Below are 25,861 nucleotides of genomic sequence, written 5' to 3'. Positions count from 1 at the left end.
CTCCTTACTCCGCAGCGGCCGGGGTGGCGGTCAGATCGATTTCCTGACCCTGAACCAGGCTAACGTAAGCCTTTTTCCAGTCTTTACGACGGCCAAAGGTACGGCCAAAGCGTTTTACTTTGCCCTTGACGTTAACGGTGGATACGCCTTCAACTTTTACATTGAACAGCATTTCAACCGCAGCCTTGATCTCCGGCTTGGTAGCATCGGTAGCAACACGGAATACAACTTGCTGATGCTTCTCAGCAACCATGGTGCTCTTTTCGGAAACAACCGGGGCCAGAATTACTTGCAACAGACGTTCTTGATTCATGCCCACTGCTCCTCCAGATGCTGCACCGCCTCACGAGTGATGACGATCTTCTTGAAACGCAGCAGGCTGTACGGGTCAGCTTGTTGTGCTTCGATCACCAGCACGTTCGGCAGATTGCGCGAAGACAGATAGAGGTTTTCGTCCAGTTCACGGGTAATGAACAGAGCCTGTTCCAGACCCATGGACTTAACCACACCTACGAATTCCTTGGTTTTCGGCGATTCAACCGACAGCGAATCAACCACAACCAGACGTTCGTCGCGAACCAGCTGGGACAGAATAGCTGCCATACCAGCGCGGAACATCTTGCGGTTAACCTTCTGCGAGAAATTCTCGTCCGGGCTATTCGGGAAAGCACGACCACCACCACGACGGTTCGGAGTAGAAGTCATACCGGCACGTGCGTTACCAGTGCCCTTTTGCTTGAACGGCTTCTTGGTGGAGTGGTGTACTTCAGCACGAGTCAGCTGGGCACGGTTACCGCTGCGAGCATTCGCCAGGAATGCAGTCACAACCTGGTGAACCAGAGCTTCGTTGTATTCGCGACCGAACAGAGTCTCGGATGCCTGCAGGCTGCCAGCAGCCTGACCTTGGCTATTGATTACTTTCAATTCCATCACGCACCTGCCTTCACGCTAGGACGAACGACTACGTCGCCGTTCTTGGCGCCAGGAACGGCACCCTTAACCAGAAGCAGCTGACGCTCGGCATCAACACGAACAACTTCCAGGCACTGAACAGTGCTCTTGACGTTGCCGTACTGACCAGCCATGCGCTTACCCGGGAAAATACGACCCGGATCCTGAGCCTGACCGATGGAACCCGGCGTGTTATGCGAACGCGAGTTACCATGGGAAGCACGGTTGGAAGAGAAGTTGTGACGCTTGATCACACCGGAGAAGCCCTTACCCTTGGAGGTACCGGTTACATCAACCAGTTGGCCTACGGCAAAGATTTCAACGGACAATGCATCACCCGGCTTCAGAGCGGAGAGAGCTTCTGCGGACAGAACGAATTCGTTCAGACCCAGACCTGCTTCAACGCCAGCTTTAGCGAAGTGACCGGCAGCCGCCTTATTAACGCGGTTTGCCTTACGGGTGCCGAAGGTTACTTGAACGGCGGAGTAGCCATCAACTTCAGCGGTTTTGATTTGTGTGACGCGATTAGCAGACATGTCCAGCACAGTTACCGGGACGGATGCACCGTCTTCAGCAAAAATGCGGGTCATGCCGACTTTGCGACCGACAAGACCTAAACTCATGTTTATTTCCTTTTGCAGGCGCCGATTACGATTGACCGGCATACAAAAACAAAAGCGGACTCGCAAAATTGCGAGTCCGCTAATGTATCACAAGAAATTTAGCAATCGCAAGCACTTAGCTCACAATTACTAGGTTTCCAGTCATTACTGCAGCTTGATTTCCACATCCACACCGGCCGGCAGGTCGAGCTTCATCAGAGCATCAACTGTCTTGTCGGTCGGATCTACGATGTCCATCAGACGCAGGTGAGTACGGATTTCCAGCTGATCGCGGGAAGTCTTGTTCACGTGCGGGGAACGCAGTACGTTGAAACGCTCGATTTTGGTCGGCAGCGGAACCGGGCCCTTAACAACAGCACCAGTACGCTTGGCGGTTTCAACGATCTCCTGGGCAGAGCGATCGATCAGGTTGTAATCGAAGGCCTTCAGGCGGATGCGGATTTTCTGGCTTTGCATATTATCTGCTCCGATTAGGCGATGATTTTGGCAACAACGCCGGCGCCAACAGTACGGCCGCCTTCACGGATGGCGAAACGCAGACCTTCTTCCATAGCGATCGGAGCGATCAGTTCTACGGTGATTTCCACGTTGTCACCCGGCATTACCATTTCCACGCCTTCGGACAGGGTTACTGCACCAGTCACGTCGGTAGTACGGAAGTAGAACTGCGGACGGTAGTTAGCAAAGAACGGGGTGTGACGGCCGCCTTCGTCCTTGCTCAGTACGTAGACCGAAGCAGCGAACTTGGTGTGCGGGGTGATCGTGCCCGGCTTGGCCAGAACCTGACCACGCTCTACGTCTTCACGCTTAGTACCACGCAGCAGAACGCCTACGTTGTCACCAGCCTGACCTTGATCCAGCAGCTTGCGGAACATTTCAACACCGGTGCAGGTGGTCTTCGCGGTTGCCTTCAGGCCCACGATTTCCAGTTCTTCACCAACCTTAACAATGCCACGCTCTACACGACCGGTTACTACAGTACCACGACCGGAGATGGAGAATACGTCTTCGATCGGCAGCAGGAACGGCTTGTCAACAGCACGTTCCGGAGTCGGGATGTAGGAGTCCAGCGCATCGGCCAGGCGGAAGATGGACGGTTCGCCCATTTCGGATTGGTCGCCTTCCAGTGCCAGACGAGCCGAACCGATTACCACCGGAGTGTCATCGCCCGGGAAGTCGTAGGAAGACAGCAGATCGCGCACTTCCATTTCAACCAGTTCCAGCAGCTCAGCGTCGTCAACCAGGTCAGCCTTGTTCAGGTAAACGATGATGAACGGTACGCCAACCTGACGGGACAGCAGGATGTGTTCGCGAGTTTGCGGCATCGGGCCGTCAGCAGCTGAACATACCAGAATAGCGCCGTCCATCTGGGCTGCACCGGTAATCATGTTCTTAACGTAGTCGGCGTGACCCGGGCAGTCTACGTGAGCGTAGTGACGTGCTTCGGTTTCGTATTCTACGTGAGCGGTATTAATGGTAATACCACGTGCCTTTTCTTCCGGCGCGCTGTCGATCTGGGAGTAGTCCTTGGCTTCGCCACCGAACTTCTTCGACAGAATGGTGGTGATCGCTGCGGTCAGGGTGGTCTTACCATGGTCAACGTGACCGATGGTGCCGACGTTTACGTGCGGTTTGGTCCGCTCAAACTTTTCTTTTGCCATTTTGCAAAAATCCTTAATTAAAGAACATTAGATCAGAGCTGACCGGAAACCGGTTCCGGCCAGCTTCAGCGCGCATTACTTCTTGGCGGCCATTACGGCTTCAGCAACATGCTTCGGCGCTTCAGAGTAGTGCTTGAACTCCATGGAGTAGGTAGCACGACCCTGGGTAGCGGAACGCAGGTCGGTGGAGTAACCGAACATCTCGGCCAGCGGTACTTCGGCCTTGATCTTCTTGCCACCCAGACCATCATCGTCCATACCTTGCACGATGCCGCGACGACGGTTCAGGTCACCCATCACGTCGCCCATGTACTCTTCCGGCGTTTCAACTTCAACAGCCATCATCGGCTCGAGGATGCACGGGCCGGCACGGCGCATGGCTTCCTTGAAAGCGATAGAACCGGCCAGTTCGAAGGCGATTTGCGAGGAGTCAACATCGTGGTAGGAACCGAAAGTCAGACGTACGGTTACGTCAACTACCGGGAAGCCAGCCAGAATACCGTTGCTCAACGAGTTACGGATACCCTTGTCAACCGACGGAATGAATTCACGCGGAATCACACCACCCTTGATCTCGTCGATGAACTTGTAGCCATTACCTTCGCCAGACGGCTCCAGGGTAATCGTACAATCACCGTACTGACCCTTACCACCGGACTGCTTGGCGTGCTTACCTTGCACGTCGGTAACAGTCTTGGTAATGGTTTCGCGGTAGGCAACCTGCGGAGCACCCACGTTGGCTTCAACACCAAACTCACGACGCATACGATCAACCAGAATTTCCAGGTGCAGTTCACCCATACCGGAAATAATGGTTTGGCCGGATTCTTCGTCAGTACGCACGCGGAAAGACGGGTCTTCCTTGGCCAGGCGATTCAGGGCAACGCCCATCTTTTCCTGGTCAGCCTTGGTCTTCGGCTCAACGGCAACGTGAATCACCGGATCCGGGAACTCCATGCGTTCCAGAATCAGCGGAGCATCAACGGCGCACAGGGTTTCACCGGTGGTCACTTCCTTCAGGCCGATAGCAGCAGCGATGTCACCAGCGCGTACTTCTTCGATTTCCTTACGGTCGTTGGCGTGCATCTGTACGATACGGCCGATACGCTCCTTCTTACCCTTAACGGAGTTCAGTACGGTATCACCGGACTTCACCACACCAGAGTAAACGCGGAAGAAGGTCAGCTGACCTACGTACGGGTCATTCATCAGCTTGAAGGCCAGAGCGGAGAAGCTCTCATCGTCGGAAGCCTGACGGGTAACCGGGGAGCCATCATCCAGTTCGCCCGGAACCGGCGGCACGTCGAGTGGGCTAGGCAGCAGTTCAATCACGGCATCCAGCATGCGCTGAACACCCTTGTTCTTGAACGCGGAACCGCACAGCATCGGCTGAATTTCGCAACGCAGGGTACGCTGACGCAGACCATCAACGATTTCTTCCTCAGTCAGCGTTTCGCCGCCCAAGTACTTGTCCATCATTTCGTCGCTAACTTCAGCAGCGGCTTCAACCATCTTTTCGCGCCATTCTTCGGCCACGGAAACCAGGTCGGCCGGGATATCGCCATACTCGAACTTCATGCCTTGCGAGGCTTCATCCCAGATGATGGCTTTCATCTTCAGCAGGTCAACCACGCCGGTGAAACCGTCTTCAGCACCGATCGGCACAACGATAGGTACCGGGTTGCCACGCAGGCGAGTCTTCACCTGTTCAACCGCACGGAAGAAGTTGGCACCTTGACGGTCCATCTTGTTCACGAAAGCGATACGCGGAACCTTGTACTTGTTGGCCTGACGCCATACGGTTTCCGACTGGGGCTGAACACCGCCCACAGCGCAGTAAACCATCACGGCACCGTCCAGTACACGCATGGAACGCTCTACCTCAATGGTAAAGTCCACGTGACCCGGGGTATCGATGATGTTGAAGTGGTGAGCCGGGTACTGCAGGCCCATACCCTTCCAGTAGGTGGTGGTGGCAGCAGAGGTAATGGTAATACCACGTTCCTGCTCCTGCTCCATCCAGTCCATGGTGGCGGCGCCATCGTGAACTTCACCGATTTTGTGGTTAACACCGGTGTAAAACAGAATACGCTCGGTAGTGGTTGTCTTACCGGCGTCAATGTGAGCCGAGATACCGATGTTACGGTAGCGCTCAATGGGGGTCTTTCTAGCCACGATCTACACCTTATTGTGTGGTTGAGCTTAGAAACGGAAGTGCGAGAAGGCCTTGTTGGCTTCTGCCATACGATGCACTTCGTCACGCTTCTTCATGGCACCGCCACGACCTTCGGCCGCGTCGATCAGCTCACCAGCCAGGCGCAGGTCCATGGACTTTTCGCCACGCTTACGCGCAGCGTCACGCAGCCAACGCATAGCCAGAGCCATACGACGGGACGGACGAACTTCAACAGGAACTTGATAGTTAGCACCACCTACACGGCGGCTTTTTACTTCTACAACCGGCTTGGCATTGGTCAGTGCGCTATTGAACACTTCCAGTGCGTTTTTGCCGGTCTTCTTTTCGATCTGGGCCAGTGCGCCGTAGATGATGCGTTCTGCAACAGCTTTTTTGCCGTCGATCATCACTACGTTCATGAACTTGGACAGATCTTGGGAACCGAACTTCGGATCCGGCAGAATCTCGCGCTTGGGGACTTCTCTGCGTCTTGGCATGTTACTTCCTTCAATATTCAGTTGAGCTTGGGCTCATGACCACCCATTAAAAGCAGTCACTTACTCGACGACCTCAGGCCGCCGCTAGTACATCCCAATTACTTAGGACGCTTTGCACCGTACTTAGAGCGGGACTGCTTACGGTCTTTAACACCGGCGGTATCCAGCGAACCGCGCACAGTGTGGTAACGCACACCCGGCAAGTCTTTTACACGACCGCCACGGATCAGCACTACGGAGTGTTCCTGCAGGTTGTGGCCTTCACCACCGATGTAGGAGATCACTTCGAAGCCGTTGGTCAGACGAACCTTGCACACTTTACGCAGAGCGGAGTTCGGCTTTTTCGGGGTGGTGGTGTAAACACGGGTGCACACGCCACGCTTCTGCGGGCAGGCTTCCAGCGCAGGCACCTTGCTGTTCACGGTCAGGACCGTGCGGCCCTTGCGAACGAGTTGGTTAATGGTTGGCATTACTATCAGTTCCTAGTTGATTCATTCTGCAGACAACACGTCTCCAGAAGGACGGAGGATTATATTTTAGTCAATCACTTACCGTCAAATGAAAAACGCTGCGCCCGCAACGTTAATCGTTGATGGCGCAGCGTTTTTTCAACACTCAGCTGGTTTTAGCAAAATCAGCTGTTGTTTTCCACTTCGTCTACTGGCTGTTCTTCCAGCAGTTGCGAGTGCGTAGTGTCCAAGCCCAGGCCTTGACGACGACGGGTACGGTGGTAAGCCAGACCGGTACCAGCCGGAATCAGACGGCCCACGATCACGTTCTCCTTCAGACCGCGCAGATCATCTTTCTTGCCCATGATGGCTGCTTCGGTCAGCACGCGGGTGGTTTCCTGGAAGGAAGCCGCCGAGATGAAGGAATCGGTGGACAAGGATGCCTTGGTAATACCCAGCAGTACGTTTTCGTACTGCGCCGGTTCCTTGCCTTCCGCCAGCATCTTGTCGTTCATTTCCAGTACATCGGCGCGTTCTACCTGCTCGCCCTGGATGAACTCGGTGTCGCCGCTGTCGGAGATGATGACACGACGCAGCATCTGGCGAATGATCACCTCGATGTGCTTGTCGTTAATCTTCACGCCCTGCAGACGGTACACTTCCTGCACTTCCTGCACGATGTAGCGGGCCAGCGCCTCGATACCCTGCAGACGCAGGATGTCGTGCGGATCAACCGGACCGTCGACAATGGATTCACCACGGTTCACCACCTGACCATCGTGCACCAGTACGTGCTTGTCTTTCGGGATCAGGTTTTCGTAACCGCTACCCTCGAGATCGGTAATGATCAGACGCTGCTTGCCCTTGGTGTCCTTACCGAACGATACGGTACCGGTCACCTCGGCCAGCATGCCGGCATCCTTCGGCGAACGGGCTTCGAACAGCTCGGCCACACGCGGCAGACCACCGGTAATATCGCGGGTCTTGGAGGATTCCTGCGGGATACGGGCCAGTACCTCACCCTTGCCCACATCCTGACCGTCACGCACGGTAATGATGGCGCCAACCTGGAAGGTAATGGATACCGAGGCATCGGAACCCGCCAGCTTCACTTCCAGGCCGTTTTCGTCCAGCAGCTTCACCAGCGGACGCAGCATCTTCGACTGCGAACCGGCACGACGCTTCGGATCGATCACCACCAGGGTGGACAGACCGGTCACTTCGTCGGTCTGCTTGGCAACGGTATTGCCCTCTTCCACGTTTTCGAACTTCACGCGGCCAGCGTATTCGGTAATGATCGGGCGGGTATGCGGGTCCCAGGTTGCCAGGACTGCACCAGCCTTGATCACCAGACCGTCGGTCACCATCAGCGTGGCACCGTACGGTACTTTGTGACGTTCGCGCTCGCGGCCCATATCGTCATGGATCACCACCTCGCCGGAACGGGTGATCACGATCAGCTCGCCCTTGGAGTTGGCGACATAACGCATCTGGCTGGAGAAGCGTACGGTACCGTTCGACTTGCCTTCTACCTGGCTGGCAGCAGCATTTCGCGATGCGGCACCACCAATGTGGAAGGTACGCATGGTCAGCTGGGTACCCGGCTCACCAATCGACTGGGCTGCAATCACACCAACAGCTTCGCCGGCATTGACACGCTTGCCGCGTGCCAGGTCGCGACCGTAGCACTTGGCACACAGACCATAGCGGGTGTCGCAGGTAATGGCAGTGCGAACCTTGACTTCATCGATACCCAGGCTGTCGATCACATCAACCATGTGCTCGTCCAGCAGGGTGCCGGCTTCCAGAACGGTTTCGCCAGTGGACGGATCCACCACGTCTACCGCGGTCACGCGACCCAGGATACGGTCACGCAGGGCTTCGATCACGTCACCGCCTTGCAGAACCGCCTTCATCACGAAGCCGTTGTTGGTACCGCAATCGTCCTCGATCACCACCAGATCCTGGGTCACGTCCACCAGACGACGCGTCAGGTAACCGGAGTTAGCCGTCTTCAAGGCCGTATCCGCCAGACCCTTACGGGCACCGTGCGTAGAGATGAAGTACTGCAGAACCGTCAGACCTTCACGGAAGTTGGCGGTAATCGGCGTTTCGATAATGGAACCGTCCGGCTTCGCCATCAAACCCCGCATACCGGCCAGCTGCTTGATCTGTGCTGCGGAACCCCGCGCACCAGAGTCGGCCATCATGTAAATGGAGTTGAAGGATTCCTGATCCACTTCCTTACCGTCGCGATCCAGCACCTTCTGCTTGGACAGCTCGTCCATCATGGCCTTGGCGATCTTGTCGCCGGTACGGCCCCAGATATCCACAACCTTGTTGTAGCGTTCGCCCTGGGTAACCAGACCTTGACGGTACTGCTCTTCGATCTCTTTGACTTCTTTCTGGGCTTCGCCCAGCAGCTCGACCTTCTTGCCCGGGATTTGCATGTCGTCCACGCAAATCGAGATACCGCCACGGGTGGAGTAGGCAAAACCGGTGTACATCAACTGGTCGGCAAAGATCACGGTATCGCGAATGCCGCAACGGCGGAACGATACGTTGATCAGCTTGGAGATTTCTTTCTTCTTCAGCGCCTTGTTGATGTGCTCGAACGGCAGGCCCTTCGGCAGGATGTCAGACAGGATGGCGCGACCGACAGTGGTGTCGTAGCGCTTGATCACCGGCTGGAATTCGCCCTGCTCATCCTTTTCCCATTCTTTCAGGCGGACAGTAATGCGGGTAGCCAGCTCGACCTGACGGGTTTCGTAGGCACGATGCACTTCCTTGGTGTCAGCAAACACCATGCCTTCGCCCTTGCCGTTTACCTTGTCGCGAGTCATGTAGTACAGACCCAGCACGATATCCTGGGACGGCACGATGATCGGGTCGCCGTTGGCCGGCGACAGCACGTTGTTGGTGGCCAGCATCAGGGTGCGGGCTTCCATCTGTGCTTCCAGCGACAGCGGCACGTGAACGGCCATCTGGTCACCGTCAAAGTCGGCGTTGAATGCCGCGCAGACCAGCGGGTGCAGCTGGATGGCCTTGCCTTCGATCAGTACCGGCTCGAATGCCTGGATACCCAAACGGTGCAGGGTAGGCGCACGGTTCAGCAGCACCGGATGTTCGCGAATCACGTCTTCCAGGATGTCCCAGACTTCCGGCACTTCCTGCTCGACCAACTTCTTGGCAGCCTTGATGGTGGAGGCCAGGCCCATGACTTCCAGCTTGTGGAAGATGAAAGGCTTGAACAGTTCCAGCGCCATCTTTTTCGGCAGACCGCACTGGTGCAGACGCAGGGTCGGACCTACGGTAATCACGGAACGACCGGAGTAGTCCACGCGCTTACCCAGCAAGTTCTGACGGAAGCGACCGCCCTTACCCTTGATCATGTCAGCCAGCGACTTCAACGGACGCTTGTTGGCGCCAGTCATGGCCTTGCCGCGACGACCGTTGTCCAGCAGCGAGTCAACCGATTCCTGCAGCATGCGCTTTTCGTTGCGCACGATGATGTCCGGCGCACGCAGCTCCAGCAGGCGCTTCAGGCGGTTGTTACGGTTAATGACGCGGCGATACAGATCGTTCAGGTCGGAGGTGGCGAAACGGCCACCGTCCAGCGGTACCAGCGGACGCAGTTCCGGCGGCAGCACCGGCAGCACTTCCAGAATCATCCATTCCGGCTTCATGCCGGAACGCTGGAAGGCTTCCAGCACCTTCAGGCGCTTGGCGATCTTCTTGATCTTGGTATCGGAATTGGTGGCTTCCAGCTCGCGACGCAGGGTCTCGATCTCGGTATCCAGATTCAGACGCTTGAGCAATTCGCGTACGGCTTCGGCACCCATCATGGCGACGAACTCTTCGCCGTACTGGTCTTCCTTGTCCAGGAAGTCTTCTTCGGTCAGCAGCTGACGGTATTGCAACGGGGTCATGCCCGGGTCGGTCACGACAAATGCTTCGAAGTACAGTACGCGTTCGATGTCGCGCAGGGTCATGTCCAGCACCATGCCCAAACGAGACGGCAGGCTCTTCAGGAACCAGATGTGCGCGGTCGGGCTGGCCAGTTCGATGTGACCCATGCGTTCGCGGCGAACCTTGGACAAGGTCACTTCCACGCCGCATTTTTCGCAGATCACGCCACGGTGCTTCAGACGCTTGTACTTGCCGCACAGGCATTCGTAGTCTTTTACCGGTCCGAAAATGCGGGCGCAGAACAGGCCGTCGCGTTCCGGTTTGAAGGTACGATAGTTGATGGTTTCCGGCTTTTTAACTTCACCATAAGACCAGGAACGGATCTTGTCGGGTGAGGCGATGCCGATTTTAATCGCATCAAACTCTTCTTCTTGCGTTACTTGCTTAAAGAGGTCGAGCAGAGCTTTCATTGCGTCTCCAGTCAGGGGACAGGAGGCGCGGCATGATGCCGCGCCTTCTCACCCAATCAATAACGTTCCAGGTCGATATCCAGGCCGAGCGAGCGGATTTCCTTCACCAACACGTTGAAGGATTCCGGCATGCCCGCGTCAATCTTGTGTTCGCCCTTGACGATGTTTTCGTAAACTTTGGTACGGCCGGTTACGTCGTCGGACTTCACCGTCAGCATTTCCTGCAGAGTGTAGGCGGCGCCATAAGCTTCCAGCGCCCACACTTCCATCTCACCGAAACGCTGGCCACCGAACTGCGCCTTACCACCCAGCGGCTGCTGGGTAACCAGGGAGTACGGGCCGGTGGAACGGGCGTGCATCTTGTCATCAACCAGGTGATGCAGCTTCAGGTAGTGCATCACACCCACGGTAACCTTGCGGTCGAAAGCTTCGCCGGAGCGGCCATCGTACAGGGTCATCTGGGTCTTGGACTCGTTAAAGCCCATCTGCTCGGTTAGTTCGTCGCCGCTCGGGTAAGCCAGATTCAGCATGTGCTTGATCTCGGTTTCCTTGGCGCCATCGAATACCGGCGTAGCAAACGGCATGCCCTTGCGCAGGTTGTCGGCCAGATCCAGGATCTCGGCATCGGACAGGCCGGCCAGATCTTCAGTCTTGCCAGTATCGTTATATAGCTGCTCCAGATAGGCACGGACATCAGCCACATCCTTCTGCTGCTTGATCATACGATCGATACGCTCGCCAATACCCTTGGCAGCCCAACCCAGATGCACTTCCAGAATCTGACCGATGTTCATACGCGACGGTACGCCCAGCGGGTTCAGCACGATATCTACCGGACGGCCATCGCCCATATAAGGCATGTCTTCGATCGGCAGGATACGGGAAACCACACCCTTGTTACCGTGACGACCGGCCATCTTGTCACCGGCTTGCAGGCGACGCTTCACGGCCAGGTAAACCTTGACCATCTTCTGCACGCCAGGCGGCAGCTCATCGCCCTGGGTCAGTTTACGCTTCTTGTCTTCGAACTTGAGGTCGAATTCTTCGCGCTTCTGAACCAGGCTTTCCTTGATCAGTTCCAGCTGCTTGGCGATGTCTTCATCAGCCATGCGGATGTCGAACCAGTCGTGCTTGACCGGCAGGCTGTCCAGGTATTCGTTGTCGATGGCAGTACCCTTGGCCAGACGCTTCGGACCACCATTGGCAACCTTGCCCAGGATCAGACGTTCGATACGGCTGAAGGCATCATTTTCGAAAATACGCAGCTGGTCGTTCAGGTCGAGACGGTAGCGCTTCAGTTCGGCATCAATGATGGACTGGGCGCGCTTGTCACGCTCGATACCTTCGCGGGTGAATACCTGTACGTCGATCACGGTACCTACGGTGCCGGTCGGAACACGCAGCGAGGTATCCTTCACATCGGAGGCTTTTTCACCGAAGATGGCGCGCAGCAGCTTTTCTTCCGGCGTCAGCTGGGTTTCACCCTTCGGTGTTACCTTGCCCACCAGTACGTCACCAGCTTCCACTTCGGCACCGATGTAAACAATACCGGCTTCATCCAGACGGCCAGCCATGCGCTCGGACAGGTTCGGAATATCACGGGTGATTTCTTCCGGTCCCAGCTTGGTGTCACGGGAGACAACCGACAGTTCTTCGATATGGATCGAGGTGTAGCGGTCTTCTGCCACCAGCTTCTCGGAGATCAGGATCGAGTCTTCGTAGTTGTAACCATTCCACGGCATGAAGGCGATGGTCATGTTCTGACCCAGAGCCAGTTCGCCCAGGTCAGTGGAAGCACCATCGGCAACCACGTCGCCGCTGGCGATCTTGTCACCCACCTTCACCACCGGACGCTGGTTGATGTTGGTATTCTGGTTGGAACGGGTGAACTTGGTGAGGTTGTAGATATCCACACCCACTTCACCAGCCACGGCTTCTTCATCGTTGACACGCACCACGACACGGCTGGCGTCAACGTAGTCCACCACGCCGCCACGACGGGCAACCACGGTGGTACCGGAGTCAACGGCTACCGAACGTTCGATACCGGTGCCGACAAACGGCTTTTCCGGGCGCAGGCACGGTACGGCCTGACGCTGCATGTTGGCACCCATCAAGGCACGGTTGGCGTCATCGTGTTCCAGGAAGGGAATCAGCGAAGCGGCAACCGACACCACCTGACCAGTGGCCACGTCCATGTACTGCACGCGGTCCGGGGTAGCCAGAATGGTTTCGCCCTTTTCACGGCAGGTCACCAGTTCGTCGATCAGGGTACCGTCTTCTCCCAGCTCGGCGTTGGCCTGAGCAATGACGTAACGGCCTTCTTCAATCGCCGACAGGTAGTCGATCTCGTTGGTAACCTTGCTGTCCACCACCTTGCGGTACGGTGTTTCCAGGAAACCAAACTCGTTGGTACGTGCAAACACGGACAGCGAGTTGATCAGGCCGATGTTCGGACCTTCCGGGGTTTCGATCGGGCATACACGGCCATAGTGGGTCGGGTGTACGTCACGCACTTCGAAGCCGGCGCGCTCGCGGGTCAGACCACCCGGGCCAAGAGCCGATACACGGCGCTTGTGGGTGATTTCCGACAGCGGGTTGGTCTGGTCCATGAACTGCGACAGCTGCGAGGAACCAAAGAATTCCTTGATGGCAGCCGACACCGGCTTGGCATTGATCAGGTCGTGCGGCATCAGGTTATCGGACTCAGCCTGATTCAGGCGTTCCTTCACTGCACGCTCAACACGTACCAGACCGGCACGGAACTGGTTTTCGGCCAGTTCGCCAACCGAACGCACGCGACGGTTACCCAGATGGTCGATGTCATCGACTTCGCCACGGCCGTTACGCAGTTCGCACAGGATGGCAATGACGGAAACGATGTCTTCAGTCGACAGCGTGCCTTCCATCACGTCACGACGATGGGCGAATTTTTCACCGATCAGCGACTTGAACCACTCCGGGGTCTTTTCATCGAACTTGTACTGATAAGTACGCGAGCTGAACTTCATGCGGCCTACGCGCGACAGATCGTAGGTTTCTTCGCTGAAGAACAGACGCTGGAACAGGGCTTCCACCGCATCTTCGGTCGGCGGTTCGCCAGGACGCATCATGCGATAGATGGCCACACGCGCCTGCAGGCGGTCCAGGCTGTCGTCGGTACGCAGGGTCTGCGAGATATAACCGCCCTGATCCAGATCGTTGGTGAACAGCACTTCCACCTGTTCGATCTCGGCCAGTGCCAACTTGGCCAGCAGCTCTTCGGTGATTTCTTCATTGGCGCGTGCCAGCACTTCACCAGTATCCACATTGGTGACATTGTGCGACAGCACCTTGCCCAGCAGCACGTCAGCCGGCACTTCAATACGATCCAGCTGTGCAGTCTGGATGTCGCGAATGTGCTTGGCGGTAATGCGCTTGTCCTTGGCCACGATCAGCTTGCCATCGGCAGCCACGATATCGAACTTGGCCACTTCGCCCTTCAGACGCTCAGGAACCACGCGCATGAACACGCCGGTCTTGGTCAGATAGAAGGTGTCGAAGCTGTAGAACTCGGACAGGATTTGTTCGTTGCTGTAACCCAGCGCCTTCAGCAGGATGGTCACCGGCATCTTGCGGCGACGGTCGATACGGAAGTACAGCAGGTCTTTCGGGTCAAACTCGAAGTCCAGCCAGGAACCGCGGTAAGGAATCACGCGGGCGGAGAACAGCAGCTTGCCAGAGGAGTGGGTCTTGCCGCGGTCGTGCTCGAAGAACACGCCCGGGGAACGGTGCAACTGGGAAACGATAACGCGTTCGGTACCGTTGATGATGAAAGAACCATTGGTGGTCATGAGCGGAATTTCGCCCATGTACACTTCATTCTCGCGCACTTCTTTTACCACCGGCTTGGACGACTCTTTGTCCAGGATGGTCAGACGAATACGGGCACGCAACGGAGCTGCATAGGTAATGCCACGCAGCTGACATTCCTGCACGTCAAACGGCGGCTCGCCAAGGATGTAGTGAGCAAAATCAAGACGCGCATAGCCATTATGGCTGTTGATCGGGAAGATCGACTTGAACGCGGCTTGCAGACCAGCATCCTTGCGCTGATCTAGCGGTACACCCAGTTGCAGGAAATCGGCATAAGAATCAATCTGGGTCGCCAACAGGAATGGGACATCGAGAACACTGGCGCGTTTCGCAAAGCTCTTACGAATACGCTTCTTCTCAGTAAACGAATAACTCATAGAGTCTCCATCGAGGTGGTAGTGGCGCAAGAAACCAAAAGTCAGCAGCCACGCCGGGTAATTGCTGGCTTTTACTATCTTTGTTTCGGCCAATTACAAGCGCAATAAGGCTGGCGGATTTCTCCGCCAGCCTCACCTTCTTTTTTCAAAGAAGATTATTTGATTTCAGCCTTGGCACCGGCTTCGGTCAGTTGCTTCAGAACTTCTTCAGCTTCAGCCTTGGAAACGGCTTCTTTCACGGTCTTCGGAGCGCCGTCAACCATGTCCTTGGCTTCTTTCAGGCCCAGACCGGTGATAGCACGAACAACCTTGATCACGTTTACCTTGTTGTCGCCAGCGGCGTTCAGAACAACGTCAAACTCGGTCTTTTCTTCAACAGCAGCGGCACCAGCAGCCGGGCCAGCAACGGCAACGGCAGCAGCGGAAACGCCGAACTTCTCTTCGAACGCCTTAACCAGGTCGTTCAGTTCCATTACGGTCAGACCAGCAACGGCTTCGAGGATGTCTTCTTTGGTGATTGCCATGTAAAAATCTCCTGAATTCTATAAGAATCAAATAAGTTAAGCGGCTTCGGCTTGCTTCTCTGCCAGTGCTGCCAGTGCGCGGGCGAAGCCTGCGACCGGAGCCTGCATAACGTAGAGAAGCTTGGACAGCAGTTCTTCACGGCTCGGGATGGAAGCCAGCTCAGCAACCTGAGCAGCATTCAGCACGTCGCCATTGTAAGAACCTGCCTTGACGATGATCTTGTCGTCAGCCTTGGCAAATTGATGCAGCACCTTGGCAGCAGCAACCGGATCAGTAGAGATACCGTAAACGAGCGGGCCAACCATTTGTTCGGCCAGCGCTTCGAATTGGGTACCAGCTACCGCACGGCGTACCAGCGTGTTCTTCAGAACGCGCAGGTAAACGCCTTGCTCACGCGCCTGAGCGCGCAGCTTGGTCATGCTGCTTACCTCGATGCCCCGATATTCGGCGATGACGAGGGTCTGAGCAGCGGCCAGCTCGGCAGCTACAGCAGCGACGACTGCCTTTTTATCTTCGATATTGAGACTCAAGGTCTACCTCCTAGACTGAAATGAAGCAGAAAAATTTCTGCTCCGCTTTGCAGCGGCGACCTGTATCAGGAGACAACATAGAGAAGGGAAACTGGTGCTCATGGGCGGAATTGAACCGCCGACCTCTCCCTTACCAAGGGAGTGCTCTACCCCTGAGCTACATGAGCCCTGAACTCTTCAGAAGCCTACTTTCGGGTACACCATCTGCGTAGGATACAGACCACTGGGCAGTGGCTTGCGATTAAGCCTTGCGGCACCTACGGTCTTTGACAATCCGGCAAGCAAGCTTGCCAGCCCAAAGCCAATGGCAAGGCGGCAAGCCGCCCTGCCTCACTCGCGTCAGCTTAGGCGCTGATCGAGCTGGTATCTACACGAGCGCCAATACCCATGGTGCTGGATACGGCGATCTTCTTCAGATACACGCCCTTGGAAGCTGCCGGCTTGGCTTTCACCAGGGCATCAACCAGTGCGGCGAAGTTTTCACGCAGCGCATCGGCTTCGAAAGAAGCGCGACCGATGGTGGCGTGAATGATACCTGCCTTGTCGGTACGGTATTGAACCTGACCGGCCTTGGCGTTCTTCACGGCTTCGGCAACGTTCGGGGTAACAGTACCAACCTTCGGGTTCGGCATCAGACCACGCGGACCAAGGATCTGACCCAGCTGACCAACAACGCGCATTGCATCCGGGGAAGCAATTACAACGTCGAAGTTCAGGTTACCGGCCTTGACTTGCTCGGCTAGGTCGTCGAAACCGACAACTTCAGCACCGGCAGCCTTGGCGGCTTCGGCGTTGGCGCCTTGAGCAAATACAGCAACGCGTACCGACTTACCAGTACCACGCGGCAGCACAACCGAACCACGAACGACTTGGTCGGATTTACGCGGATCAACACCCAGATTGATGGCGATATCGATCGACTCATCAAACTTGGCAGTAGCTGCAGTCTTAACCAGAGCAATTGCTTCTTCAACAGCGTACAGCTTGTTGCGATCAACAGTTGCCTTCAGGGTTTGCAGGCGCTTGGAAATCTTGGCCATTTACACACCCTCCACTTCAAGACCCATCGAGCGGGCGGAGCCGGCGATGGTGCGTACAGCAGCATCCAGATCAGCAGCGGTCAGATCCGGCTGCTTGGTCTTGGCGATTTCTTCCAGCTGAGCACGGCTTACCTTGCCTACCTTGTCGGTATGCGGCTTGGCGGAGCCGGACTTGATACCAGCAGCCTTCTTCAACAGAATGGTCGCCGGGGGCGTCTTCATGATGAAGGTGAAGGACTTGTCTGCATAAGCAGTGATCACAACCGGAATCGGCAGACCCGGCTCGATGCCCTGGGTCTGGGCGTTGAACGCCTTGCAGAATTCCATGATGTTCAGACCACGCTGACCAAGAGCCGGACCGATCGGAGGAGACGGGTTAGCCTTACCAGCGGGCACTTGCAGCTTTACATAGCCGACAATTTTCTTTGCCACGTTTAAAACTCCTAAAATGGGTATAGCGCGAGCGTGCACTCGCTTCCCGGACGAAAGCGCAACAGTATATACGCTTACTAACTAACTGCCAAGCAGAATTACAGCTTTTCTACCTGACTGAATTCCAGCTCAACCGGCGTATCGCGACCAAAAATCTGCACAGACACACGCAACTTGTTGCGCTCGTAATTGACCTCATCCACCGAACCATTGAAGTCATTGAAAGGGCCGTCGATAACACGGACCTTTTCACCCACTTCAAACAGCACTTTCGGCTTCGGCTTTTCCACACCCTCTTGCATCTGCTGCATGATGGCTTCGACTTCCTTCTTGGAAATCGGCGCCGGGCGGTTAGCCGTACCACCAACAAAACCCGTCACCTTGGGAGTACTTTTCACCAGGTGCCAGGTATCGTCGGTCATATCCATTTCAACCAGCACATAACCGGGGAAGAACTTGCGCTCGGTAATGGAGCGGCGACCGTTCTTGACGTCCACCACCTCTTCGACCGGAACAAGGATCTGGCCAAACAGGTCAGCAACCTCGGAACGCTCGATGCGCTCACGCAGCGCTTTCTGCACACTCTTCTCAAAACCAGAATAAGCATGCACAACATACCAGCGCTTTGCCATTATCTACCTCGACCAAGAATTACATCGTAAAACAACCAGGACAGACCCGAATCCACCATCCACATGAACAGGGCCAATACCAGAACAAAGACGAAAACCATGCCGGTCATTTGCATGGCTTCTTTGCGCGTCGGCCACACGACCTTGCGCGCCTCGACCAGCGAGTCATTGGCATAGGCAACAAAATCCTTGCCCGGATGCGACAACCACACCGCACCTGCCGCCAGCGCGACGCCAGCAATGAATGCCAGTGCGCGCAATACACCCTGATCTTCAGGAATCATGTAGAAGCCAACAACACCGGCCACTACCAGCAGACCGGCCAGAGCCAGCTTGAGTTTATCTTGCATTTCCATGTGTGGAATGTTCTCTGCGCGTATGCGACAAAAGACCAACCGGCGCAAAGCGCCGGCTGGTCTTAATTGGCAGGCCAGGAGGGTCTCGAACCCCCAACCCTCGGTTTTGGAGACCGATACTCTACCAATTGAGCTACTGGCCTATAAACCTATTAATCAAGCAATAATTTTTGCTACCACGCCGGCGCCAACAGTACGGCCGCCTTCACGGATGGCGAAACGCAGACCTTCTTCCATAGCGATCGGAGCGATCAGTTCTACGGTGATTTCCACGTTGTCACCCGGCATTACCATTTCCACGCCTTCGGACAGGGTTACTGCACCAGTCACGTCGGTAGTACGGAAGTAGAACTGCGGACGGTAGTTAGCAAAGAACGGGGTGTGACGGCCGCCTTCGTCCTTGCTCAGTACGTAGACCGAAGCAGCGAACTTGGTGTGCGGGGTGATCGTGCCCGGCTTGGCCAGAACCTGACCACGCTCTACGTCTTCACGCTTAGTACCACGCAGCAGAACGCCTACGTTGTCACCAGCCTGACCTTGATCCAGCAGCTTGCGGAACATTTCAACACCGGTGCAGGTGGTCTTCGCGGTTGCCTTCAGGCCCACGATTTCCAGTTCTTCACCAACCTTAACAATGCCACGCTCTACACGACCGGTTACTACAGTACCACGACCGGAGATGGAGAATACGTCTTCGATCGGCAGCAGGAACGGCTTGTCAACAGCACGTTCCGGAGTCGGGATGTAGGAGTCCAGCGCATCGGCCAGGCGGAAGATGGACGGTTCGCCCATTTCGGATTGGTCGCCTTCCAGTGCCAGACGAGCCGAACCGATTACCACCGGAGTGTCATCGCCCGGGAAGTCGTAGGAAGACAGCAGATCGCGCACTTCCATTTCAACCAGTTCCAGCAGCTCAGCGTCGTCAACCAGGTCAGCCTTGTTCAGGTAAACGATGATGAACGGTACGCCAACCTGACGGGACAGCAGGATGTGTTCGCGAGTTTGCGGCATCGGGCCGTCAGCAGCTGAACATACCAGAATAGCGCCGTCCATCTGGGCTGCACCGGTAATCATGTTCTTAACGTAGTCGGCGTGACCCGGGCAGTCTACGTGAGCGTAGTGACGTGCTTCGGTTTCGTATTCTACGTGAGCGGTATTAATGGTAATACCACGTGCCTTTTCTTCCGGCGCGCTGTCGATCTGGGAGTAGTCCTTGGCTTCGCCACCGAACTTCTTCGACAGAATGGTGGTGATCGCTGCGGTCAGGGTGGTCTTACCATGGTCAACGTGACCGATGGTGCCGACGTTTACGTGCGGTTTGGTCCGCTCGAACTTTTCCTTAGCCATGGCAAAATTTCCTGATTTGAATAACTACAAACAAATGGGTGGTGCCCATGGGCAGAATTGAACTGCCGACCTCTCCCTTACCAAGGGAGTGCTCTACCCCTGAGCTACATGGGCCCTTTAACAGGCATTAACGCTTGGAGCGGGTGAAGGGAATCGAACCCTCGTCGTAAGCTTGGAAGGCTTCTGCTCTACCATTGAGCTACACCCGCCTGCAACAACTATACGGCCTTCAAACTACACGCCGCCAAGACGTAAAAAATTCTGGTGGGGGGAGAAGGATTCGAACCTTCGAAGGCTGAGCCGCCGGATTTACAGTCCGGACCCGTTGACCGCTGGGGTAACCCCCCCTGAGAGACCCGAATAGTATAGATACCCTCCTCCTTCGTCAACACCTGTACTGCATTTTTTTTCATTATTTTTGCCAGAAAAAGAACAAAGCCCCGCAAACTGCGGGGCCCTGTCTTTTGCATCAAGCACTTAGCTTCACTCAGGCTTTGCCGGAAATGATCAGGTACTTTGCATGCAGTTCATCCTGGGTTTCCGGATGAGCCGGATCCAGCGGGATGCAATCCACCGGACAGACTTGCTGACACTGCGGTTCGTCATAGTGGCCCACGCACTGCGTGCACAGATTGGGGTCGATCTGATAGATCTCCTCACCCTGCGAGATGGCATTGTTCGGGCATTCCGGCTCACAGACGTCGCAGTTGATGCATTCGTCGGTAATCATGAGAGACATAGTAATTTCCTCAGGTATTCACAGTATTGATTGTGTCATCCGTACAGCGTGGTCGCAAGTTCGCCCCGTTATATCTTTATGCGGCGACCCGCCTACGTATTACAGCGATTCTTCAGCAATCGGCCGGACCAGCGCGTAATGCACCATGCCGGCCTTGTCCTGCTTCACGATCTGCCAGCCTGGCAAACTTTCTGGCCAGTGTCTGGCTTCGAAATACAATACGCCGTCAGTAGCCAGCAGCGACTGCAGCAAGGGCAATACCTGCTGCAGCAAGCTTGAGTCATAGGGCGGATCGGCGAAGATGATGTCAAATTGTTCTCGACAGCTTTTCAGGTACAGCAACGCATCCATCGGGACGACTTCGATGGCTGCCGCCGCCAGCAACTGGCGATTGGCCTTGAGCGATTCCGCCACCTTGCGCGATTTTTCCACCATGACCACACGTGTCGCTGCGCGCGAGGCCGCTTCGAAACCGAGCGCACCGCTGCCGGCAAACAGGTCGAGGCAGCGCTTGCCGTGCAACTCCTGGCCCAGCCAGTTGAATACGGTCTCCCGCACTCTATCGGGTGTTGGGCGCAAACCTTCCGCATCGGGGAAGGGCAGCAAACGACGACGGTACTGACCGCCGATGATTCGGACTTTGTTTCGCTGTTGATTCATGACGCTTGGGCTAAAAACTCAAGGGCGAGAGTTTACCCTTTTCCCGCCCGGCCTGCTGCATCTGGCGCAGATTGGCGCTTAAAGGTGTAGCACCAGTCGTCACAGTGTCTATAGGGGGAACAGGCTGAGCCGTCAAAGCGGCTGCGCTGCGGCCCACCGCACGCTGCTGATATTCCGCGACAGCGCCGCGCTTGCTCTACCTCGGCCAAACGATACTCGCGACTCGCGACCATGATCTGCGCCACTCGGGCAGCACCACACTATTCCCTATATATGTATCGTGCCCGCACCCACACACATCTTTTGCAATACCGCTCAAGCACACGCAGCCAAATCGCCCTGCCATGGCAGAACTGCCCGGAGTTGCATGCCACGTCAGGGCAGTTTCAATCCTAGCCGCCAAGCAGACTGAAATCAGGGCGGTTGCGAGCTGCCAATCTGAAAGCGCACTGCTCTATGGCCACCCACTATACTCGTCAAGCCTGACAGATCACTGGCCACGCCCCTTCCCGCCAGCCTTCTTGCCGAATCTACTGAGTACATACTCGGTGGAGTAAGCTGGGAATGGTGATTCGTTATTGAATCCGCCCAAGAAGATCACCCTTCTGATCAGCAACTCCAACGCAATTGGCCATGGCTAATTTGCCTGTCCCTGGCTTTCATCACCAACGTTTCTGCCCTGTTGCTGATTTAAGGATACAATTTAGCCATTTATCGCCTATCGTTGACTACGCAGACGCATGTTCAGTTTCTTCAAGAAAAAACCAAAGCCGGTTGAAACCCCGGCTGCAGAACCCTTAGCCAGCCAGCCGGCAGACATCCCGGCGGCAGCTCCTGCCACCTCGCAAGCCACTCCGCTTGCCACACCGGTCATCCCCGAGGCACCGCTCGCTGCGCCGGAGATCCCGACTCCGCCACCTATCAGTGCCACAGTAGAACAGCCTGCTCGCAAGCAAAGCTGGACCGAACGCCTCAAGGCTGGGCTGTCCAAAACCCGTGACAAACTGGGCAAGTCGCTGGCCGGTCTGTTTGGTGGTGGCAAGATTGACGAGGAGTTGTACGAAGAGCTGGAAACCGTACTGCTCACCGCAGACATGGGCATGGATGCCACGGTGCACCTGCTGCAGGATGTGCGCGAACGCGTCAGCCTGAAGGGTCTGAAAGACGGCAGTGAGCTGAAGGGCGCACTCAAGGATTCGCTCAATGATCTGATCCACCCGCTGGAAAAACCGCTGGATGTCAGCGGCAAAAAGCCCTTTGTCATCATGATGGCCGGGGTGAATGGTGCCGGGAAGACCACCTCGATCGGCAAGCTGGCCAAATACTATCAACAGCAAGGCAAGAGCGTGCTGCTGGCTGCTGGCGATACCTTCCGCGCCGCAGCGCGCGAACAGCTGATGGCTTGGGGCGAGCGCAACAATGTCACCGTGATTGCCCAGCAGGGTGGCGATGCCGCCGCCGTCTGTTTTGACGCCATTCAGGCAGCTACCGCCCGTGGCATTGACATCGTCCTGGCGGATACTGCGGGTCGCCTGCCGACCCAGCTGCATCTGATGGAAGAAATCAAGAAGGTCAAACGCGTCATTCAGAAGGCGCTGCCGGAGGCACCACATGAAATCATTCTGGTGCTGGATGCCAACATCGGCCAGAACGCCATCAGCCAGGTCAAGGTATTCGACGATGCCCTGGGCCTGACCGGGCTGATTCTGACCAAGTTGGATGGCACGGCCAAGGGCGGCGTGATTGCCGCCATTGCCAAGCAGCGGCCGATTCCGCTACGGTTTGTCGGTGTGGGCGAAAGCATCGACGATTTGCGCCCGTTCAACAGCAAGGATTATGTCGACGCCTTGTTCGACTGATCGACATACTTTTATAGAGACCTGCGCCGGCGACTGCCTGCCGGCGACGCCTCACCCGGCAGGCCCTGGCAAATCCACCGGCCTGCAACTCAGGATCAAGGGGAATGCAGCGCATGATTCAGTTCGACCAGGTCACCAAGCGTTATCCCGGTGGCAACGAAGCCCTGAAGAATCTTTCCTTTACCATCGATACCGGTGAAATGGCCTTTCTGGCCGGTCATTCCGGTGCCGGCAAATCGACCTTGCTCAAGCTGGTGGCTGGCATCGAGCGCGCCAGCAGCGGTAGCGTCATAGTAAGTGGCCAGAATCTGTCCAAGCTGCGCAGCAGTCAGATTCCCTACGTGCGCCAGCATATCGGCATGGTATTCCAAGACCACAAGCTACTGTTCGACCGCTCGGTCTTCGACAATGTGATGCTGCCACTGGACATCATCGGCTTTGACCGCCGCGATGCCGCCCGCCGCGTCCGTGCCGCGCTGGACAAAGTCGGCCTGCTGTCCAAGGAAAAATCCATGCCGATCCGTCTGTCTGGTGGCGAACAACAACGTTTGTGTATCGCCCGTGCCGTGGTACATCGTCCCAGCTTGCTACTGGCTGATGAACCATCAGCCAACCTCGACCGGGCCTACGCGCTGGACATCATGGAACTATTCAAATCTTTCCATCAGGTTGGGGTGACCGTGGTGATTTCCGCCCATGACGAAACCCTGATGGAAGACTATGGCCGTCGCATCATCCGGTTGAAGGAAGGACAATTCGCCGCATGAAACACTTTCTCTACCTGAACTGGCAAAGCGCCAGACAGGCACTGGTCAAAATCCTGCGCCAACCTTTCGGCAGCCTGCTCACCCTGTTGATGCTGTCCATCGCGCTGGCTCTGCCCTTATCGCTTTATCTGACAGTGAGCAGCATCCAGGAATGGGCTGGCAGACTCACTGCAACCCCACAGATCACCCTGTTCATGGAGCAATCGGCCGAGGAAGCCGATCTTGCCGCCGTCTCCAGCACCCTGACCAAGCATCCGCGCATCCAGAGTTACAGCTTCGTCGGCAAGAAGCAGGCGCTGTCCGATCTGGAAAAGCGCAACGGCCTGCCTGGGCTGAGTGACGGCCTGACTGACAACCCGCTGCCAGACGCCTTTGTGGTCACCCCCAAGACACTGGAACCTCACGAACTGGAAATGCTGCAAAAAGAACTATCCGGCCTGCCCATGGTGGAAACCGCCCAGTTCGATGCCCGCTGGGCCAAGCGCCTGTACGGCATGGTGGAAATGGGCAAGCAGCTAACCTGGTTTCTCGGCGCAGCATTGGGCATTGCTCTGGTACTGGTCACCCACAATGCGGTACGGATGCAGATTCTGGCCCGTCGTGATGAAATCGAAGTAGCCAAGCTGATTGGCGCGCCGGACAGCTTTATCCGTCGCCCCTTTATGTACCACGCCATGTGGCAGGGCTTGCTTGCCGGCCTCGCCGCATGGGGACTGACCAGCTGGCTGGTGATCACTGCCAACCCCGCCATCCACGAATTTGCCCAACTGTATAATGAAGCGGTCCAGCTACGCGGCCTCAGCCCTGTCGAATTGCTTGTCGTACTGGCTATTTCCGCCCTGCTGGCGATGCTGGGTGCCCGCTTGGCTTCCGACCATCACCTGCGGCAGATTCAACCTCGTTAACAATCATTCCCTTTCACTTCTGGCTGAATGTCGCTTATGGTGACATTCAGCCGATGTCGACCAGCAGAATATTCCCAGCGATTTTCCACTGAAAAAGCTATCAGCTCGATAGGAAAAATCATTGACGCTGGAACCTTTGCTTGCTAGCACTCTCAATATACGAGTGCTAACATAGCACTACCCAAGGAGGTAGTTACACTGATGACCACAACATTTGCCTTGCCCGTTCCGTCGTCCAGCGGCAGCCTGGAGCAATACATCCAGGCGGTGAACAGTGTTCCCATGCTGACCCCCGAACAGGAAACCGAGCTGGCCACCCGCTTCCAGCAAGACAATGATCTGGAAGCCGCTCGCCAGATGGTGCTGTCACACCTGCGCGTTGTCGTATCGATTTCGCGAGGCTATGCCGGCTACGGCCTGCAACAGGCTGACCTGATCCAGGAAGGCAATATCGGCCTGATGAAAGCGGTAAAGCGCTTCGAGCCAGGCCGTGGCGTACGCCTGTTTTCCTTTGCCGTGCACTGGATCAAGGCTGAGATTCACGAATTCATCCTGCGCAACTGGCGACTGGTGCGCATTGCCACCACCAAGCCGCAGCGCAAGCTGTTTTTCAATCTGCGCAGCATGAAGAGCAGTTTTTCTGCGCTGAGTGAAAACGAAGCACGACAAATCGCCGAAGACCTTGGCGTAAAGCCGGAGGAAGTGCGCGAAATGGAAACCCGCATGAGCGGGCAAGATATCGCGCTGATGGCCGACGATGGCGATGATGAAGGTTTTGCCCCCATCGACTGGCTGGCCGACGCCCATCACGAACCGACCCGTGCGCTGGAACGCAAAGCCTTCGATCACCTGCAAACCGAAGGTATCGAATACGCACTGGCATCGCTGGATGCACGCAGCCGCCGTATTGTTGAAGCCCGCTGGCTGGCCGATGATGGCGGAGCCACCTTGCATGAGCTGGCTGCCGAGTTCGGAGTTTCTGCCGAGCGCATCCGTCAGATCGAAGCTAAAGCTCTCGGAAAAATGAAAACTGCGCTGAGTGAAGGTGTCGTTATCGACAACTGATTATTCAGTGACTGCCATGAAAAAAGCCCGCACCAT

The 25,861-nt window shown here is 56.1% G+C and carries 23 protein-coding genes and 5 tRNA genes; 4 read left to right on the top strand and 24 right to left on the bottom strand.

Annotation, left to right across the window (positions count from 1 at the left end; translation table 11 throughout):
• Positions 1-4: 4 nt before the first annotated feature.
• From rplW to rsmD, 24 genes are all read right to left on the bottom strand, one after another.
• The gene (gene rplW / locus H2Z84_RS16435; protein WP_197077176.1) at positions 5-319 is read right to left on the bottom strand and encodes a 50S ribosomal protein L23; all 315 of its coding nucleotides are present in this window, start codon (positions 317-319) and stop codon (positions 5-7) included.
• A complete protein-coding gene (gene rplD / locus H2Z84_RS16430; RefSeq protein WP_059287127.1) occupies positions 310-930 on the bottom strand; it encodes a 50S ribosomal protein L4 in 621 nt (206 codons plus the stop codon). The genes rplW and rplD overlap by 10 nt, the downstream gene beginning before the upstream one ends.
• On the bottom strand, positions 930-1,574 hold the full coding sequence (gene rplC / locus H2Z84_RS16425) for a 50S ribosomal protein L3 (protein ID WP_181836913.1): 645 nt from the start codon (positions 1,572-1,574) through the stop codon (positions 930-932). Before rplC ends, rplD begins: the two co-directional genes overlap by 1 nt.
• A gap of 144 nt (positions 1,575-1,718) precedes the next feature.
• Complete coding sequence (rpsJ, locus tag H2Z84_RS16420) at positions 1,719-2,030, bottom strand: 30S ribosomal protein S10 (RefSeq protein ID WP_017507377.1); 312 nt, start codon at positions 2,028-2,030, stop codon at positions 1,719-1,721.
• 14 nt (positions 2,031-2,044) lie between these two features.
• On the bottom strand, positions 2,045-3,235 hold the full coding sequence (tuf, locus tag H2Z84_RS16415; RefSeq protein ID WP_181836908.1) for an elongation factor Tu: 1,191 nt from the start codon (positions 3,233-3,235) through the stop codon (positions 2,045-2,047).
• Positions 3,236-3,310: 75 nt separating this feature from the next.
• A complete protein-coding gene (gene fusA, locus H2Z84_RS16410; protein WP_181836912.1) occupies positions 3,311-5,410 on the bottom strand; it encodes an elongation factor G in 2,100 nt (699 codons plus the stop codon).
• 27 nt (positions 5,411-5,437) lie between these two features.
• Positions 5,438-5,908, bottom strand: coding sequence for a 30S ribosomal protein S7 (gene rpsG / locus H2Z84_RS16405; RefSeq protein WP_103526094.1), 471 nt, complete (start codon positions 5,906-5,908; stop codon positions 5,438-5,440).
• 98 nt (positions 5,909-6,006) lie between these two features.
• Positions 6,007-6,378: a 30S ribosomal protein S12 gene (gene rpsL / locus H2Z84_RS16400; protein ID WP_059285905.1), complete on the bottom strand. Its 372-nt coding sequence runs from the start codon at positions 6,376-6,378 to the stop codon at positions 6,007-6,009.
• Between the two features lie 164 nt (positions 6,379-6,542).
• On the bottom strand, positions 6,543-10,736 hold the full coding sequence (rpoC, locus tag H2Z84_RS16395; protein ID WP_103526093.1) for a DNA-directed RNA polymerase subunit beta': 4,194 nt from the start codon (positions 10,734-10,736) through the stop codon (positions 6,543-6,545).
• Between the two features lie 56 nt (positions 10,737-10,792).
• Positions 10,793-14,968, bottom strand: coding sequence for a DNA-directed RNA polymerase subunit beta (gene rpoB, locus H2Z84_RS16390; RefSeq protein ID WP_181836911.1), 4,176 nt, complete (start codon positions 14,966-14,968; stop codon positions 10,793-10,795).
• 155 nt (positions 14,969-15,123) lie between these two features.
• Complete coding sequence (gene rplL, locus H2Z84_RS16385) at positions 15,124-15,492, bottom strand: 50S ribosomal protein L7/L12 (RefSeq protein ID WP_059285903.1); 369 nt, start codon at positions 15,490-15,492, stop codon at positions 15,124-15,126.
• 36 nt (positions 15,493-15,528) lie between these two features.
• Complete coding sequence (rplJ, locus tag H2Z84_RS16380) at positions 15,529-16,023, bottom strand: 50S ribosomal protein L10 (RefSeq protein WP_181836910.1); 495 nt, start codon at positions 16,021-16,023, stop codon at positions 15,529-15,531.
• Between the two features lie 92 nt (positions 16,024-16,115).
• Positions 16,116-16,190 (bottom strand) — tRNA-Thr (locus H2Z84_RS16375).
• A gap of 177 nt (positions 16,191-16,367) precedes the next feature.
• Positions 16,368-17,063, bottom strand: coding sequence for a 50S ribosomal protein L1 (gene rplA, locus H2Z84_RS16370; RefSeq protein ID WP_181836909.1), 696 nt, complete (start codon positions 17,061-17,063; stop codon positions 16,368-16,370).
• Positions 17,064-17,495: a 50S ribosomal protein L11 gene (gene rplK, locus H2Z84_RS16365; protein ID WP_059287632.1), complete on the bottom strand. Its 432-nt coding sequence runs from the start codon at positions 17,493-17,495 to the stop codon at positions 17,064-17,066.
• 98 nt (positions 17,496-17,593) lie between these two features.
• On the bottom strand, positions 17,594-18,127 hold the full coding sequence (gene nusG, locus H2Z84_RS16360; RefSeq protein ID WP_059287633.1) for a transcription termination/antitermination protein NusG: 534 nt from the start codon (positions 18,125-18,127) through the stop codon (positions 17,594-17,596).
• The gene (gene secE, locus H2Z84_RS16355; protein ID WP_124645614.1) at positions 18,127-18,483 is read right to left on the bottom strand and encodes a preprotein translocase subunit SecE; all 357 of its coding nucleotides are present in this window, start codon (positions 18,481-18,483) and stop codon (positions 18,127-18,129) included. The genes nusG and secE overlap by 1 nt, the downstream gene beginning before the upstream one ends.
• Before the next feature lie 67 nt (positions 18,484-18,550).
• Positions 18,551-18,626 (bottom strand) — tRNA-Trp (locus H2Z84_RS16350).
• 13 nt (positions 18,627-18,639) lie between these two features.
• Positions 18,640-19,830, bottom strand: a complete 1,191-nt coding sequence (gene tuf / locus H2Z84_RS16345; protein ID WP_181836908.1) for an elongation factor Tu — start codon at positions 19,828-19,830, stop codon at positions 18,640-18,642.
• A 39-nt stretch (positions 19,831-19,869) separates the two neighbouring features.
• A tRNA-Thr gene (locus H2Z84_RS16340) sits at positions 19,870-19,944 on the bottom strand.
• Between the two features lie 21 nt (positions 19,945-19,965).
• Positions 19,966-20,039, bottom strand: a tRNA-Gly gene (locus H2Z84_RS16335).
• 53 nt (positions 20,040-20,092) lie between these two features.
• Positions 20,093-20,178, bottom strand: a tRNA-Tyr gene (locus tag H2Z84_RS16330).
• 139 nt (positions 20,179-20,317) lie between these two features.
• Entirely contained in the window at positions 20,318-20,569 is a 252-nt protein-coding gene (locus tag H2Z84_RS16325; protein ID WP_103524434.1) for a YfhL family 4Fe-4S dicluster ferredoxin, read from the bottom strand.
• A gap of 99 nt (positions 20,570-20,668) precedes the next feature.
• On the bottom strand, positions 20,669-21,229 hold the full coding sequence (gene rsmD, locus H2Z84_RS16320) for a 16S rRNA (guanine(966)-N(2))-methyltransferase RsmD (RefSeq protein ID WP_181836907.1): 561 nt from the start codon (positions 21,227-21,229) through the stop codon (positions 20,669-20,671).
• Positions 21,230-21,969: 740 nt separating this feature from the next.
• Here rsmD and ftsY point away from each other — a divergent pair.
• The 4 genes from ftsY to rpoH all read left to right on the top strand — a co-directional run bounded on the left by ftsY (position 21,970) and on the right by rpoH (position 25,825).
• A complete protein-coding gene (ftsY, locus tag H2Z84_RS16315; RefSeq protein ID WP_181836906.1) occupies positions 21,970-23,088 on the top strand; it encodes a signal recognition particle-docking protein FtsY in 1,119 nt (372 codons plus the stop codon).
• 113 nt (positions 23,089-23,201) lie between these two features.
• The gene (gene ftsE, locus H2Z84_RS16310; RefSeq protein ID WP_103524468.1) at positions 23,202-23,855 is read left to right on the top strand and encodes a cell division ATP-binding protein FtsE; all 654 of its coding nucleotides are present in this window, start codon (positions 23,202-23,204) and stop codon (positions 23,853-23,855) included.
• Positions 23,852-24,760, top strand: coding sequence for a permease-like cell division protein FtsX (ftsX, locus tag H2Z84_RS16305; RefSeq protein ID WP_103524437.1), 909 nt, complete (start codon positions 23,852-23,854; stop codon positions 24,758-24,760). The genes ftsE and ftsX overlap by 4 nt, the downstream gene beginning before the upstream one ends.
• Positions 24,761-24,961: 201 nt before the next feature.
• A complete protein-coding gene (rpoH, locus tag H2Z84_RS16300; RefSeq protein WP_103524438.1) occupies positions 24,962-25,825 on the top strand; it encodes an RNA polymerase sigma factor RpoH in 864 nt (287 codons plus the stop codon).
• Positions 25,826-25,861 lie beyond the last annotated feature (36 nt).

Origin of the sequence: Aquitalea aquatica (genome assembly GCF_013911085.1) — a bacterium.
Lineage (GTDB): Bacteria > Pseudomonadota > Gammaproteobacteria > Burkholderiales > Chromobacteriaceae > Aquitalea > Aquitalea aquatica.
Note: the sequence above shows the minus strand (reverse complement) of the source record. Positions and strands in the feature narration are given on the sequence as shown.

Coding starts and splice junctions, on each gene's coding strand:
- rplD (WP_059287127.1), bottom strand. CDS start 930: ATGGAATTGAAAGTAATCAATAGCCAAGGTCAGGCTGCTGGCAGCCTG.
- rplC (WP_181836913.1), bottom strand. CDS start 1,574: ATGAGTTTAGGTCTTGTCGGTCGCAAAGTCGGCATGACCCGCATTTTT.
- rpsJ (WP_017507377.1), bottom strand. CDS start 2,030: ATGCAAAGCCAGAAAATCCGCATCCGCCTGAAGGCCTTCGATTACAAC.
- tuf (WP_181836908.1), bottom strand. CDS start 3,235: ATGGCAAAAGAAAAGTTTGAGCGGACCAAACCGCACGTAAACGTCGGC.
- rpsG (WP_103526094.1), bottom strand. CDS start 5,908: ATGCCAAGACGCAGAGAAGTCCCCAAGCGCGAGATTCTGCCGGATCCG.
- rpsL (WP_059285905.1), bottom strand. CDS start 6,378: ATGCCAACCATTAACCAACTCGTTCGCAAGGGCCGCACGGTCCTGACC.
- rpoC (WP_103526093.1), bottom strand. CDS start 10,736: ATGAAAGCTCTGCTCGACCTCTTTAAGCAAGTAACGCAAGAAGAAGAG.
- rpoB (WP_181836911.1), bottom strand. CDS start 14,968: ATGAGTTATTCGTTTACTGAGAAGAAGCGTATTCGTAAGAGCTTTGCG.
- rplL (WP_059285903.1), bottom strand. CDS start 15,492: ATGGCAATCACCAAAGAAGACATCCTCGAAGCCGTTGCTGGTCTGACC.
- rplA (WP_181836909.1), bottom strand. CDS start 17,063: ATGGCCAAGATTTCCAAGCGCCTGCAAACCCTGAAGGCAACTGTTGAT.
- nusG (WP_059287633.1), bottom strand. CDS start 18,127: ATGGCAAAGCGCTGGTATGTTGTGCATGCTTATTCTGGTTTTGAGAAG.
- secE (WP_124645614.1), bottom strand. CDS start 18,483: ATGGAAATGCAAGATAAACTCAAGCTGGCTCTGGCCGGTCTGCTGGTA.
- tuf (WP_181836908.1), bottom strand. CDS start 19,830: ATGGCTAAGGAAAAGTTCGAGCGGACCAAACCGCACGTAAACGTCGGC.
- H2Z84_RS16325 (WP_103524434.1), bottom strand. CDS start 20,569: ATGTCTCTCATGATTACCGACGAATGCATCAACTGCGACGTCTGTGAG.
- rsmD (WP_181836907.1), bottom strand. CDS start 21,229: ATGAATCAACAGCGAAACAAAGTCCGAATCATCGGCGGTCAGTACCGT.
- ftsY (WP_181836906.1), top strand. CDS start 21,970: ATGTTCAGTTTCTTCAAGAAAAAACCAAAGCCGGTTGAAACCCCGGCT.
- ftsE (WP_103524468.1), top strand. CDS start 23,202: ATGATTCAGTTCGACCAGGTCACCAAGCGTTATCCCGGTGGCAACGAA.
- ftsX (WP_103524437.1), top strand. CDS start 23,852: ATGAAACACTTTCTCTACCTGAACTGGCAAAGCGCCAGACAGGCACTG.
- rpoH (WP_103524438.1), top strand. CDS start 24,962: ATGACCACAACATTTGCCTTGCCCGTTCCGTCGTCCAGCGGCAGCCTG.